The 14265-nt window shown below is 70.3% G+C and carries 11 protein-coding genes; 10 read left to right on the plus strand and 1 reads right to left on the minus strand.

All coding sequences use genetic code 11. From position 1 onward, the window contains the following. The first annotated feature begins 34 nt into the window (after nucleotides 1-34). The 6 genes from ACFQ9K_RS00655 to ACFQ9K_RS00680 all read left to right on the plus strand — a co-directional run bounded on the left by ACFQ9K_RS00655 (nucleotide 35) and on the right by ACFQ9K_RS00680 (nucleotide 8626). Complete coding sequence (locus ACFQ9K_RS00655; RefSeq protein WP_378719680.1) at nucleotides 35-1390, plus strand: flavin monoamine oxidase family protein; 1356 nt, start codon at nucleotides 35-37, stop codon at nucleotides 1388-1390. 248 nt (nucleotides 1391-1638) lie between these two features. After that, a complete protein-coding gene (locus ACFQ9K_RS00660; RefSeq protein ID WP_378719677.1) occupies nucleotides 1639-1974 on the plus strand; it encodes a hypothetical protein in 336 nt (111 codons plus the stop codon). Between the two features lie 121 nt (nucleotides 1975-2095). Then, nucleotides 2096-7147, plus strand: coding sequence for a hypothetical protein (locus ACFQ9K_RS00665; RefSeq protein WP_378982630.1), 5052 nt, complete (start codon nucleotides 2096-2098; stop codon nucleotides 7145-7147). Between the two features lie 44 nt (nucleotides 7148-7191). Continuing rightward, nucleotides 7192-7719, plus strand: a complete 528-nt coding sequence (locus ACFQ9K_RS00670; protein WP_378727191.1) for a hypothetical protein — start codon at nucleotides 7192-7194, stop codon at nucleotides 7717-7719. Nucleotides 7720-7749: 30 nt separating this feature from the next. Then, a complete protein-coding gene (locus ACFQ9K_RS00675) occupies nucleotides 7750-8034 on the plus strand; it encodes a hypothetical protein (protein ID WP_378727189.1) in 285 nt (94 codons plus the stop codon). Then, on the plus strand, nucleotides 8024-8626 hold the full coding sequence (locus ACFQ9K_RS00680; protein WP_378982633.1) for a hypothetical protein: 603 nt from the start codon (nucleotides 8024-8026) through the stop codon (nucleotides 8624-8626). The genes ACFQ9K_RS00675 and ACFQ9K_RS00680 overlap by 11 nt, the downstream gene beginning before the upstream one ends. A gap of 1 nt (nucleotide 8627) precedes the next feature. Here the strand turns inward: ACFQ9K_RS00680 and ACFQ9K_RS00685 are convergent, their stop codons facing one another. Further along, nucleotides 8628-9803 carry an ROK family protein gene (locus ACFQ9K_RS00685; RefSeq protein ID WP_378722239.1) on the minus strand — a complete coding sequence of 392 codons (1176 nt, stop codon included), beginning with the start codon at nucleotides 9801-9803 and terminating at the stop codon, nucleotides 8628-8630. A gap of 103 nt (nucleotides 9804-9906) precedes the next feature. Here ACFQ9K_RS00685 and ACFQ9K_RS00690 point away from each other — a divergent pair, with 103 nt between their 5' ends. From ACFQ9K_RS00690 to ACFQ9K_RS00705, 4 genes are all read left to right on the plus strand, one after another. Beyond that, nucleotides 9907-10989: a sugar ABC transporter substrate-binding protein gene (locus ACFQ9K_RS00690; protein WP_378722238.1), complete on the plus strand. Its 1083-nt coding sequence runs from the start codon at nucleotides 9907-9909 to the stop codon at nucleotides 10987-10989. Further along, nucleotides 10986-11723 carry an ATP-binding cassette domain-containing protein gene (locus ACFQ9K_RS00695; protein WP_378722237.1) on the plus strand — a complete coding sequence of 246 codons (738 nt, stop codon included), beginning with the start codon at nucleotides 10986-10988 and terminating at the stop codon, nucleotides 11721-11723. Before ACFQ9K_RS00690 ends, ACFQ9K_RS00695 begins: the two co-directional genes overlap by 4 nt. Beyond that, nucleotides 11720-12934, plus strand: a complete 1215-nt coding sequence (locus ACFQ9K_RS00700) for a sugar ABC transporter permease (protein WP_378722236.1) — start codon at nucleotides 11720-11722, stop codon at nucleotides 12932-12934. Before ACFQ9K_RS00695 ends, ACFQ9K_RS00700 begins: the two co-directional genes overlap by 4 nt. 238 nt (nucleotides 12935-13172) lie before the next feature. Next, the gene (locus ACFQ9K_RS00705; RefSeq protein ID WP_378722235.1) at nucleotides 13173-14186 is read left to right on the plus strand and encodes an alpha/beta hydrolase; all 1014 of its coding nucleotides are present in this window, start codon (nucleotides 13173-13175) and stop codon (nucleotides 14184-14186) included. Nucleotides 14187-14265: the final 79 nt, after the last annotated feature.

Here is a 14265-nt window from a genome sequence, read left to right on the forward strand (position 1 = left end):
GTGGTGTCCAACGGTGTAGTGACGGGAGGCCGGCATGGACCACGCGGACGTGGTTGTCGTCGGTGCCGGATATGCGGGGCTATCCGCGGCGCGGGCATTGCGGGCGGCCGGACGCGAGATCGTCGTGCTCGAGGCCGCCGGGCGGGTCGGCGGGCGGGCACTGACCGATCGGATCGGCGACGGCTGGGCCGTCGACCTCGGCGCTCAATGGATCTCCGCTGGTCACACCCGGTTTGCCGGGTTGGCGGAGGAGTACGGCGCCGAGACCTACCCGGCACCCGCGGACGGGGCGAGCCTGCTGGTCGAGGGCGCGGTCCGGCGGCCGTTCGCCGGTGCCCGCCCGCCGCTGCCGCCGCTCGTGCTCGTCGTTCTCGCGCAGGCCATGTGGCGGATCGAGCGGCTGGCCGCGCGCATCGACCTCGCCCGGCCGTGGGCCACCCCGGGCGCCGATCGGCTCGACGCGATGACCGCGGCGACCTGGCTGCGCCGCAACCTGCCCGAGCGCAGGGCCCGGCATCTCGCCGAGGTGATGATCGGTGAGGAGTTGTGCGTCGACGTCGGCAGCGTCTCGATGCTGGCGCTGCTCACCACCATTCGGGCCGCGGGCGGGGTCGAGGCGGGGGTGGCGGCCGAGACGGTGACCCGGTTGTTCGTCGACGGCGCCGACGGTCCGGCCCGCGCCATTGCCGCCGAACTGGGCGACACGCTGCGCTTGAACGCCCCGGTCGCGGCGATTCGGCAAGTGCCGGAGGGTCTTTCGGTGCGCGGGGAATTCGGCGAGGTGCGCGCCGCGCAGGTGATCGTCGCGCTGCCGCCCGCGCTGGCCGGCCGGATCGCCTATGACCCGGCGCTGCCCGCCGCCCGCGACCAGCTGACCCAGCGGATGCCGATGGGATCGGTGCTGAAGGCGTTCGCCGTCTACGAGCGGCCCTTCTGGCGCGACGACCGACTGACCGGGCAGGCGCTGAACCTGCACGATCCGGTTCCGGTCACCTTCGACGCCACCCGCCCCGGCGGACCGGGCTGTCTCGGCGCGCTGGTCCCCGGCCGCGCGGCGCACCGGCTGGCGGCGCTGTCCGCCGACGAACGCCGGGCCATGATCGTCGGCTCGCTCGTCCGTGCCTTCGGCTATCGGGCGCGCGATCCGATCGACTTCCGCGAGAAGGTCTGGGCCGACGATCCTTACATCCGCGGCGGTTATGGTGCGTTTTTCCCGCCGGGGGTGTTGACCGGTATCGGTTCGGCGCTGCGGCAGCCGATCGGTGCGATTCATTGGGCGGGGAGCGAAACCGCCACGGAATGGACGGGGTATATCGAGGGGGCGATTCGTTCCGGGGAAAGAGCGGCTGCCGAGGTGCTCGCGAATTACCGTGTGACCGCAGTCGGGTGAGCGGTGGAAAATCGTTGCTGGCCTGCGGTTTCCGCAGGTGTCCAGGCCGCGCGGTCGCGAATTGGTCATTCGTCCAATTCAAGACTTGAATCATAGACCGAAGCAGCAGGTGCGTATATAACTGTTTACGCTTCCCTGACGCGCGGCCGCTTTCCTGAAGCAAAAAGTGGCTATTGACCTGGCCGACTGGCCAATGGTGATCTCCGTTATGTTGACTGAGATTCCGCCAGGCGCGAACCATGGACCGCATGGCACATCTAGCAAACGTTCAGCAAAGGAAGGTACGGCCGAGCCGTACCTTCCCGGCCGCGCTGCTGGTGTTGTGCACAGTGCTGGCCGGCGGGTGGTTCGCCGGATCCGGCCCGGCCGCCGCGGACCCGGACCTGTCCGGTTGCGTCACGGATTCCTCGGTTCCCAATGAACTGACGATCACGTGCGACCCCGGCGCCGGCGTCGGCGAGCACGCCTTCATTCGCTGCCGGGATCTACTCGGCCTGCCGCACACCCACATCGGCACCACCATCGGCGCCGATGGCGGATGGTCCAGGGCGAATTGCGCCCCGGCCGAAATCGGTCCGGTCTGACCGGGCGGGGCTCGACCCCGATATCGCCTTGCGCGCCAGAGCCCGCGAACTCTCGACTACAGGGCCATGCGCGTCCTTGACCAGCACGTCCTATCGGATGAGTGCACGGAGAGGCTCCATAATGCGGGTAGTCACCAAGGAACGTCAGCGCGAAACCAAAGCATCGGCCAAGCACCGCAAGAGCGTCGAGAAGTCCCGGCGCGGGATGTACGCCGCGGCCACGTTCGCCTCGATGGCGACCGCCATGATCGGCGCAGGCCATGCGACCGCGGACATCGAATTGCCGCCACCGCCCGCCGATCTCAACGGCATGCTGTCCGGCGCGGGCGACGTCGCGGGACAGGTGCTCGACCCCGGGCAGCAGGACGCGCTGAACAACGCCCTCGGTGCGGCCGGCGCGGCGAGCGCGAACACGCCGTTCGGCGATCAGGTGAACTCGGCGATCGATACCTATCGCGCGGGCGGCGCGCCGCCCGCGGCGGAGCCGTGGTTCGGTGGTTCCGGTGACGGCGGTCCGAGTGCCGGTCAGAGTGCGCCGGGTGCGGTCGCCGCCGAGGTGGCGGGCCGGGTGCCCGCGCCCGTCGCCGACCTCGCGGCTACCGTCGCGCAAATCGCGGGCGCCGGGATGCCGCTCGATCAGCTCGCGACGTGGGCAAACCAGACGTTTCCCGATGGGCCGATGCGCGGGCCGGTCCAGGACCTGCTTGCCTTCGTCGAGCAGGCCACCGAGCTGGCCGGCACCCGGCGCAACGGCACGACACCGGCCATCGACGACCTGATCGATCAGGCACGCACGCTCTTCGGGTTCCCCAAGGACGGACCCGATCCGGTCAAGGGGCTGCGCGACCTGCTGACTCCGGCCGTGGGACAACAGGATCCGGTCGCGCAACAGCTGCCGCCCGGACTGCTCGCGATTGCCGCGCCGGTGATCGGGTTGTTCGCGCCGCAGTTGGCGGGCGCGGGGCCGGTACTTGCGTTCCTGGCACCCCTGCTCGCCCTGGCCTCGAACCCGGTTGCCGGGATCGGTGCGGTATTCACCCAGATCCGTGAGGCGGTGCGCGGGCTGGTGTCCGACGCCCGGCATCCGGCGGCGTTGCCGCTGCTCGCGGTTCCGGTGATCGCGGTGCTCGCGATCGTGCCGCTGTTGTTCGCGGGCGGGATCGGGGTGGCCGCGGTACTGGCTCTCGGTGCGGTGGTGCTCGGCGCGATCGTGTTGGCCCCGTTGGTGATCGGTGCGTTGATCGTCGGTGGACTGATCCTCGCGGTGCTGGCCGTTCCGGTGCTGATCGTGCTCGCGATCATCGCCGTCCCCGTGCTGCTCATCGCGACTCCGGTGGCCCTCGTCGCGTTCGCGGTGCTGGCGCCGGTCGTCCTGGTCGGCGGGATCGCCGCGATCGCGGTCGCCATCGTCGGCGGAATCGCCCTTGCCGTACTGGCATTGGCCGGTGGGCTGGTGCTGAGCATCGCCGGCTTCGCCGTGCTGACCGTGGCCGCGCTGCTGGCCACCGTCTTCGTGCCGATCCTCGGACTGGTGGTCGCGCCGCTGCTGTTCACCGGTGCGCTCGCGTTCCTTGTGGTCAGCCTGTTCGCCACCGCCGTGGCCTTCTTCGGGGTGCTCGGTGTGGCCGGACTCGCCACTGCCGCATTGCTTGTCGGCGTCGGGCTGCTGTCCCTGCTGACCCCGTTCGGGCTCATCGCCGTGCCGGTCCTGATCGCGCTCGCGGCCGTCGCCCTGGTGGCGTTCGGCGCGGTCGGGCTGGCGGGCGGGGTGATCCTGGCCGTGGTGGCGCTCGCCGGGCTGCTGGTGCTGTCGGTGGCGGGCGGGGCCGCGGTGACCGTGCTGTTGGCGCTCGCCGTGGTGGCGACCGCGATTCAGCTCGTCGCCGCTGCGGTGTTCTGGGCCGGATTGGCCGCTGCGGGAATCGTTTTCGCCGCGCTGGGTGCGGTCGGTGTCGCGCTCGCGGTGGTCGGCGGTCTGCTCGCCACCCTCGCGCTGGTGTTCGCCGTGCCGGTTCTCGGGCCGCTGCTGGCCCCGCTGCTGTTCATCGGCCTCGTCGCCATTCCGGCGGCGATCGGGCTCGCGGTGTTGTTCGGCGGGTTCGGTCTGATCGCGTTCTCGGTGTTCGCGTTGACCGGGACGGCGCTGCTGGCGATCGCCGCGCTGGCCGGCGCGACGCTGCTCGCGACCTTGGTGTTCATGGTCACCATGCCGTACGCGATTCCGATCATTCTCGTTGCCGCACTTGCCTTCTCGATCATCGTGGGCGCCGGTATCGGTGTGGTCGCCGCAGCGTTCACGGTGGTGACCTGGCTCGGCGGCGGTGTGCTCGTTCTCGGACTGCTCGCGTTCGCGCTCGCCGTCGTGGCGACGGTGTTCGCCGGCGGGCTGGTGGTCTCGGTGCTGTCATTCGCGATGCTCGCGCTCACCGCGCTCGCGCTGATCGTGATCAATCCGCCGTTGGCGCTGATCGCGCTGCCACTGCTGTTCGGCGGGGTGCTGCTCGGCACGCTGGCGACCCTCGGCACGGTGGCGGTGGTCAGCACACTGCTCGGCGGCTTCGTCGCGGCGCTCGGGCTCGGACTGGTAAGCGCCTGGGTATTCTTCGGCGTGCTGGCGCTCGGCGTATTCGTCGCCGCGTCCGCGCTGTTCCCGCCGCTGCTGCTGGTCTCGGTGCCGCTCGCGGCGGCGGCCTTCGCGGTCATGGCGGTGCTCGCCCTCGCGACGATCGCCGTCGGCGGGGTCGGCCTCGGCGCGATCCTGTTGGCGGGCGGGCTGATTGCCGCGGTGCTCGCGGTGGCGGCGGTGCCCGCCACCGCCGCGGTCGGGGTGGTCGGGTTCGCGCTCGCCGCCGTCCTGACGCTGCCGTTCCTGATCTTCGGGCCGTTCGCCGTGGTGGTGTCGACCGCGCTGTCGCCGATCATCGCGCTCGCGCTGCTCGCGGTGTGGTCGCCGATCCTGGTGGCCGGGTTGGTGGTGGCCGCGCTCGGCATCGGCATCGGGGTGCTCGGCCTGATCGGTCTGCCGGTGCTCGCGGGGATCATCGGCGTCTCGGTGGTGGCGATCACGACGGCGCTCGCGGTCACGCTGTTCCTCGGCAGCCTGCTCCTCGACTTCGCCACGCTGGGCCTCGTCGCCGCGGTACTCGCGCCGCTGGTGGCCTTGGCCGGGCTCGGCGCGCTGGCACTGCTCGCCCTTGCCGTACTCGCCCTGCTGGCCGCGCCGGTGCTCGGTTTGGCCGCGCTCGGTGTGCTCGCGGCAGTCGCGTTGCCGGTGCTCGCCCTGCTCGCATTGCCGATCCTCGGTCTGGCTGCGCTGGGTGCGCTCGCCCTGGTCGCGTTGCCGGTGCTGGCCGTCGTCGCGTTGCCGGTGCTCGGCCTGGCCGCGCTCGGCGTGCTTGCCGCCGTGGCGATTCCGGTGATCGCGGTGGTCGCGTTGCCGGTGCTCGCGCTGCTCGCGCTGGTGGCGATACCGCTGCTCGCGCTGGCCGGATTGGCCGCGCTGGGCGCCACTTTCGCGGCCGGCGCGGTCGCCGGGGCGACCGCGCTCGCGGTGGCGGTCCTGGGCGCCCTCGCACTCGGTGCGCCGCTGGCACTGCTGGTGATCGTCCCGCTGCTGGCCCTCGCCGCGGTCGGCGCCCTGGCCCTGCTCGCACTGCCGGTCCTGCTGATCGGTGGAGCGCTGGCCGCGGTGGTCGGCGTTCCGCTGGCCGTATTGGGCGCAGTGGCGTTGCTCGCACTGCCGGTCGTCCTGATCGGTGGGGCACTGGCCGGACTTGCCGCCCTGATCGGCGTGCCCCTGGCCGCCGTGGGTGCGCTTGCGCTCCTTGCGATTCCGGTCCTGCTGGCCGGCGGCGCGCTGGCCGCGCTCGTCGGCGTCCCGGTCGCCGCGCTCGCGCTCCCGGTCCTGCTGGTCGGCACCGCGCTGGCCGCGCTGGTCGGCGTCCCGGTGCTCCTGATCGGCGGTGGACTGGCCGCCCTGGCCACCGCCTTCCTCGCGGTGAAGCTACTGATCTGCCTCCCCCTGACCCTCGGAGCGATTGCGCTGCTCGCCCTCCCCATCCTGCTCGCGGGTGGTGCGTTGGCCGGACTGGTCGCGTTGGTCGGCGTTCCGCTGGCCGTAGTCGGAGCGCTTGCCGTGCTTGCGCTTCCGGTGCTGCTGGTCGGCGGTGCGCTGGCCGGGCTCGCTGCGCTGGTCGGTATTCCGTTGGCTGCGGTGGGTGTGCTTGCGGTGCTTGCGCTTCCGGTTTTGCTGGCCGGTGGCGCACTGGCCGGTCTTGCTGCCCTGGTTGGTGTCCCGTTGGCTGCGGTCGGCGCGCTAGCGGTGCTTGCCCTTCCGGTGTTGCTGGTTGGCGGTGCGCTGGCCGGGCTCGCTGCGCTGGTCGGTATTCCGTTGGCTGCGGTGGGCGTGCTTGCCGTGCTTGCGCTTCCGGTCTTGCTGGCCGGTGGCGCACTGGCCGGCCTTGCTGCCCTGGTTGGTGTGCCGCTGGCGGTGGTGGGTGCGCTTGCCCTGCTTGCGCTTCCGGTTCTGCTTGCTGGTGGTGCGTTGGCGGCTCTGGTTGGTGTGCCGCTCGCGGCGGTCGGAGTGCTTGCCCTGCTTGCGCTTCCGCTGTTGCTGGCCGGCGGGGCGTTTGCCGCGGTGGTCGGGTTGCCGTTGGTGGCGCTGGGGCTGTTCGCGCTGATCGAGATCCCGAAGCTGGTGATCGGTTGGGCGTTGGCCGCGGGAGCCGCGACGTTGCTGGCGCCGTTTGCCGCGGTGGGGGTGGCGGCGCTGGTGGCCGCGCCGCTGGTCGGGCTTGCGGGGCTGGTCGGTGCGCCGTTGGCCGCGGTGGGCGCTGCCGCGCTGGCAGCGCTCGCGCTGGCGGTTGCCGTTCTGCTCACGCCGGGGGCCCGGGTCGGGATCATCTCCGGTATTCGGGCGGCGCTGGATCGCAATGGGCCGCTGGGTGCTTCGGGCGGTGGGGCGGCCGCGGCGGGCACCCAGTTCCTCGACGACATTCCGGACGATCCGACCCTGGAGCAACTGGCGGCCTCGTTGCAGCAGCTGCTCGCTCCGCTCCCCAGCCAACCCGCGCCCGCGCCGGTCGCGTTCGCCGACCTGCCCTACACCGGAAAGGGGGCCGCCGAAGCGGTGGCGCACGACCGCGCCGCGCGACTCGTCAGCGTTTCGCTGTAGCGAATCCCGCACTGTCCCAGGCTATCCAGCAAAGGAGATCAGACATGACGCACACCACGGAGACCCTGCACCTCGAGTACCTCTACGGCCCGCAGTGGCAGGACGCGATCCGGATCATCGAGCGGTCCGGCCAATTGACCGCCGAGGAGCGGGAAAAGCTGAACGCCGCGGCGAAAAAGCTGATGCAGGACAAGGTTTCGGCCCTGTCCAACGGCTCGGGCCTGGACGGCGGCCTCGGCAGCCTGCTCGCCGGGCTCGGCATGGGCGCCAACGCCCAGTCGGTAGCGGCACATCCGCTGAACATCGCCACCGCGACCGCCAAGGCGTTCGGCCGATCCCGCAACGTGCAGGTCGCAGGCATGATCGCCGGCCAGGCCGTGTCCCCGAACGCGGCGACCAGCCCCGGCGACCTCGGCAGCCTGCTGGAATCGTTCGGCTCGATCGGCGCGGTGACCGTGGTCGGTCAGGCCGTCACCGCCGCGGTCCTGAGCGATCTGGTCGGCCAAGGTGAATTCACCAAGGCCGTCTATGACGAGCTGATGCAGCCCTGGCGCAGCAACATCGACGGGTAGTCCACGACGAGCCCGAAAGGGGTTGGCACCATGTTCGATTCGCGAAACATCGGTTCCGGCGGCGTCGCCACCGACGCGCTCGGTGGTCTGCTCGACGTCGGATCGGCTCCTATCGCGTTCGGCTACTACGAACGCGATGAGGTCGCCGTCGCCCAGGGCGTCGAATGGAATACCCGGTCCCGCACCGGCCCGATCGGATGGTGGAACCGGCACCAGCACGTGCAGGCAGGCTTCGGCATGGCGATGGCGCTGACCCTCGCCTTCGTGCCCGCGGTGCAGAACGCGATCCTCACGGTGCTGACCCATGCCGGATAACCCGCGCAGGCGGCCGTCCCGCCGGGGGACCTCCCTCGGCGGGACGGCCGTGGCCGTGCTGTTCCTGCTCGCCGCCACCCTGCTGAGCGCGTGTTCGAGCGCGGGCTCGGCCGACGGCCTGCGCGACCGGGTGGCCGACGCGGACACCGCCGACTGCACGCTCGGCGGCCAGACCGTCGCCGGCCTGCGGGACACCTTCGGCCGGCTCTCCGAACAACTCGACGGGCTCGGCCCGGCCGCCACGCGGGGCGACATCGGCGACGTGAAATCCCGGGTCAACCAGGGTATGTGGCTGTCCGATCAGATCTCGACCACGATCAACCCGGTGGTCGACCGGATGGGCTCCCCGCTCATCGGCAGCGCCTACCGCGACGTCGCCACCGCAGGCGCTCAACTGCACAACTCGCTGTCCGACTTCGCCGCCGTCCTCGACAACGGCAGCCAGGCCCAATCGGTGGCGGACTCGGTCACCGCCGCCCTGACGTCACTGAACGGCTCGATGGACCGCATGCGCCGCACCTGCCCCGCCGTTTTCGCCGAACCGAAGGGCCCGCGATACGGCCCGCCGCTGAGCGATCCGGCCCGCCGCTGAATCAGCTTCCCGTCGAACGCCTTTCGAACAACCGATCCCTGGCGACCGACAGCGCGCGCGACACCGCGCCGGTGAGGACTCCGTCGTCGCCGAGCGTGCTGGCGACGATGCGCGGATGCAGCGGCCCGAGTTCGGCCATCCGGCGCGCGATGGCCTCGCCGAGCAGGTCGAGGTTGTTGCCGATACCGCCGCTGAGCACCACGAGTTCCGGGTCGAGGATCGCGGCGACGGCGGTGACGAGGGCGCCGATCCGGCGTCCCTCGGACTCGACCACGGCCAGGGCCCGCGGGTCGCCCGCGGCCGCCGCGCCGAAGATCTCCTTGGCCGAGGCCCCGGGCAGACCGGCCTGTTCGGCCGCACGGGCGACGCCGCCCGCGGCGGCGACGGTCTCGGTCATGCCGCGCTCGCGGGCGTCGAGCGGGGGAGCGTCCACCTCGGTGGCGGGCAGGAACGAAACCTCACCCGCCGCACCGGTATTGCCGACATAGAGCTCCCCGTTGATCACGATGCCCATGCCGACGCCGGTGCCGATCGAGATGAGCACGAAGTTGCGCACGCCGGCGCCCGCGCCGAAGGTGAGTTCGCCGACGGCGGCCAGGTTGATGTCGTTCTCGATGGTCGACTCGACCGCCAGCGCGTCCCGCAGCTGTCCGACCAGCCCCGCGCGGCCCCAGCCCGGCAGGTTCTGCGCGTAGTCGAGGCGCCCGGTGCTCGGGTTGAGCACGCCGGGACTGCCGATGACCGCGTAGTGCACATCCGACCAGTCGACCCCGGCTTCCTCGGCGACCTCGTCGGCCAGCGCGCGCACCCGGCGCACCAGATCGGCCGCCGAACGCGCGGAGTTGCGCACATCGCGGCGCCCGATGAAGTCGCCGCGCAGGTCGGCGATGGCGAGGCGGATCCAGTTGCGGCCGATGTCGATCCCGGACACCACGCCGGCCCGCACGTTCACGTCGTAGAGCGCGGTGGTCGGCCCCGGCCTGCCGCTGAGCGACCCGACCAACTGCACCAGCCCGGCGTGCTCCAGCCCTGAAAGCGCCGCCGACACTGTCGGTTTCGACAATCCGCTGGCCTTGGCCAGCTCGCCGCGCGAGGCGGGACCGCTGAGTCGCAGGTAGTCGAGCAGCAGCCGCTCGTTCATCGTCCGAAGGAGCTGGGGATTGCCGACCCTACTCATCAATCCTCCTGCTCGTACCACTGGACACCTTGGTGTTAGTAAACTACCTTTCTTACCAACGCTCAACCGGGCGCTCTCACTCTCCTCTCGGCACGGTGACCTCATGCGTCGAATTCAGCTCCTCACCGCGGCGGCGGCCGCACTCGTCCTGGCGGCAGGCTGTAGCTCCGGCGACAGCACCAAAGACGCGAAGTCGGGCAGCGACTCCCCGACGATCGCGCTGCTGCTCCCGGAATCCAAGACCACCCGTTACGAAGCCTTCGACCGTCCGCTGTTCGAGGCGAAGGTCAAGCAGCTCTGCGGCAACTGCAAGGTGCTCTACTTCAACGCCGATCAAGACGCGGCGAAACAGCAGGGCCAGTTCGAATCCGCGCTCACCCAGGGCGCGGACGTCATGGTGTTCGACGCGGTGAACGCGGATGCCGTTGCGCCGCAGGTGAACACGGCGCGGCAGAAGAAGATCCCGGTGGTCGCCTACGACCGGCTGATCTCCGGCATCGCCTACGAGTACTACGTGTCCTTCGACAATGTGAAGGTCGGCAAGGTGCAGGGCGAGGCCTTGCTCGCCGAGCTGGCCAAGCGCGGCACCACCGACAAGGGCCAGCTGGTGGTGATCAACGGATCGCCCACCGACCCCAGCGCGGGCGACTACAAGAAGGGCGCGCACGAGGCGCTGGACGGCAAGGTGAAGATCGGGCGCGAGTTCGACACTCCCGACTGGTCGCCGGACAAGGCGCAGCAGCAGATGGAGCAGGCCATCACCGCGCTCGGCAAGGACGCGATCGTCGGCGTGTACTCGGCCAACGACGGCATGGCCGGCGGCGCGATCGCGGCGCTGAAGCGGGCCGGCTACGCCACGCTGCCGCCGCTGACCGGACAGGACGCGGAACTCGCAGGCGTGCAACGGATTCTGACCGGCGAGCAGACCATGACCATCTACCTGGACTACCGCGCCCAGGCGGAGAAGGCGGCGGAGCTGGCGGTTGCTCTCGCGAAGGGCGAAAAGCCCACGGCCCCGGCCAAGACCAACAACGGCGCGACGGACATCCCGTCCTACCTGCTCGACGCGATCGCGGTCGGCAAGGACAACATCAAGGACACCATCGTCAAGGACGGCCTATACACCGTCGCCGATATCTGCACGCCCGACGTGGCGGCAGCCTGCCAGGCCGCAGGCATCAAATGACGGCTCCCACAACGGTTCTCTCCGCCCGCGGCCTCACCAAGCGCTACGGCGCGGTGCAGGCGCTGGCCGGCGCGGATCTCGAGGTGCGCGCCGGCGAGGTGGTCGCCCTGGTCGGGGACAACGGCGCGGGCAAATCGACCCTGGTGAAGGCGATTTCGGGGGTGACCGTGGCCGACGAGGGCGAGATCGTCTTCGCCGGCGAGACGGTGCGGATCACCCGCCCGCAGGACGCGCAGGCGCTCGGCATCACCACCGTGTTCCAGGATCTGGCGCTGTGCGACAACCTCGACGTCGTCGCCAACCTGCATCTCGGCGCGGAGACCAGCATCTGCAGCGTGCTCGACGAGATCGAAATGGAGCGCAGCGCACGAGATCTGCTCGCCTCGCTGGACGTGAAGATCAAGGACGTGCGCTCGCCGGTGTCCGCGCTGTCCGGCGGGCAGCGGCAGTCGGTCGCGATCGCGCGGGCACTGCTCGGGCGGCCGCGGATGGTGATTCTGGACGAGCCGACCGCGGCGCTCGGCGTCGAGCAGACCGCGCAGGTGCTCGCGTTGATCGGGCGACTGCGCGAGCGCGGACTGGGCGTGCTGTTGATTTCGCACAACCTGGTCGACGTGCGGTCGGTCAGCGACCGCGTGGTGGTCTTGCGCCTCGGTCGTAACGCGGGGGAATTCGAGACCGCCAAAGCGACTCAAGAAGATATCGTGGCAGCGATCACGGGAGCAGCTGCATGAGTGACGTAGTTATGAAAAGGCCGGTCTGGCAGGGAAATCAAGGGCGCGGATTAGCCGATGCCGCCATGGACCGGCTACGCCGCGGCGAAGTCGGATCGGTGCCGGTGGCGATCGGCCTGGTCATCATCGGCGCGGTGTTCTACCACCTCAACGCCCATTTCCTGTCCGCGGAGAACCTGACCAACCTGGCCCTGCAGATGGCCGCGACCGGCACCATCGCCCTCGGCATCGTGCTTGTCCTGCTGCTCGGCGAGATCGACCTGTCGGCCGGTTCGGTCAGCGGCCTGACCGCCGTGGTCATGACGCTGCTCTACGTGCGGCACGGCTGGAACGTCGTCCTCGCCGTGCTGGCCGCCATCGCGGTCGGCGCCGCGATCGGTCTGCTGCACGGGCTCATGCGGACGATGCTGAGCATGCCGTCGTTCGTGGTCACGCTGGCCGGGTTGATCGGCTGGCAGGGTCTGATGCTGTATCTGCTCGGCAAGGAAGGCACGGTCAACCTGCCGTTCGACCGCGGTATCGCGACCATCAGCGATACCTGGTTGCCCGCCGTGCTCGGCTGGCTCCTGGTGGTGTTGCTCGCCGGCGGGCACCTCGTCGCGAGCCTGATCACCCGGCACCAGCGGGTGCACGCCGGCCTCGACGCGACCGCCCCGGCCTGGATCGTGGCGCGCTCCGGCGGCCTCGGCATCCTGCTGGCTATCACGGTCGTCGTGCTGAACTCCGATCGCGGTGTTCCGCTGACCTTGGTGATCTTCGGCGGGCTGGTCCTCGGCCTCGACCTGATCCTGCGGCGAACGGTCTTCGGCCGTCGCATGTACGCGGTCGGCGGCAATGCGGAGGCGGCTCGCCGGGCCGGCATCAACGTCACCTGGATTCGCATCAGCGCCTTCGTCGGCTGCTCCGCGCTGGCCACCATCGGCGGCATCCTCGCGGCGTCGCGCCTGGTCGCGGTCAATCAGAGCTCCGGCGGCAGCGACATCCTGCTCAACGCGATCGCCGCGGCGGTGATCGGCGGAACCAGCCTGTTCGGCGGCCGCGGCCGCGCGTATGCCGCATTGCTGGGAATTCTTGTCATCCAATCGATTACGAATGGCATGCTGTTGCTGAACGTGGACTCCTCGGTGCGCTTCATGGTCACCGGTGCCGTGCTCGCGATCTCGGTCGCCATCGACTCGGTCGCGCGGCGCGGTGCCGAGGGAGCGCGCTGAGTTATGGGGGGATCTCCCGATCACCCCTAGGAGGGCGCCTGGGCGCGGCAGGGTTGTCCCGCGTCCAGGTGGTCCCTTCGCTGCGATGTGGCGCAGCGAACATCCGGTAACAGACCTGGGCACACGACCGACACGGTGGGGGAGTTGTGCATGAGTTCGGAGCCGTGTGGGTCGGGGTGTTTGGAGTGTGTTCGTGGATCGCAGATCGACGTGGAGGTTTCGGGCCAGGGCGTTAGTCGTGGCGGCGTCGCTGTGCCTGGGTGTCGGCACCGCGGCCGGGGCGCGGGCGGAGGCTCCCGCCCCGCCGAGCACGGCCTGGGTCGACACGCCCGCCGCGCCCGATGGGTCGGTCATCGCCAGGGTCGAGCAACCGGACGGGCGCAATATCCGGATCTGGGTGCGGTCGGCGGCGATGGACGGGGCGACCTTCCCGGTCGACATTCAGCGGCCCGCCGATACCTCGCTGGCCCGGCCGACGTTGTACCTGCTGAACGGCGCGGGCGGCGGTGTGGACGACGCCAGCTGGCAGCTGCGCACCAACGTCCTCGACTTCCTGTCCGACAAGAACGTCAACGTGGTGCAGATAGTGGGCGGGCAGTTCAGCTACTACACGGACTGGATCAACTACGATCCGGTGCTCGGCCCGAACAAGTGGAAGACCTACCTCACCGAGGAGCTGCCGCCGCTGATCGATGCCGCGCTGGGCACGAACCGGGTGAACGCGATCGCCGGGCTCTCGATGGCGGGGACCTCGGTGCTGGCGCTGTCGATCGCGAAGCCGGAGCTGTATCGCAGCGTCGCCTCCTACAGCGGCTGTGCGCAGACCAGCGACCCCATCGGCCAGGCCTTCGTCCAGATGACGGTGGAACGCGGCGGCGGCACCATCGACAACATGTGGGGCCCGCCCGGCGACCCGCTCTGGGCGGCCAACGATCCGCTGCTACACGCGGACCGGCTGCGCGGCGTCAACCTGTTCGTGTCCAGCGGCAGCGGCCTGCCCGGCCCGCACGACACCCTGGACGGACCGTTCCAGATCAAGCCCGGCGTGTCGCAATGGGCCGATCAGCTGGTGGTCGGCGGCGCGATCGAGGCGGGCATCCGGGCCTGCTCGGCCAACCTGCAATACCGGCTCGACCAGCTCGGCATCCCCGCCACCTTCGACTTCACCCCGACCGGAACCCACTCGTGGGGCTACTGGCAGGACGCGTTCGTGGCGTCCTGGCCGGTGCTCGCCAAGGGCCTCTACAGCTGACCGCACCGCCGGCCGCAGACCTGTGACCCACGTCATCCGACGTAGTAGGCTGCGGTCGGCATAGGGTGGGCTAAGGTGG

The organism is Nocardia sp. NPDC056564 (assembly GCF_042793755.1).
Lineage (GTDB): Bacteria > Actinomycetota > Actinomycetes > Mycobacteriales > Mycobacteriaceae > Nocardia.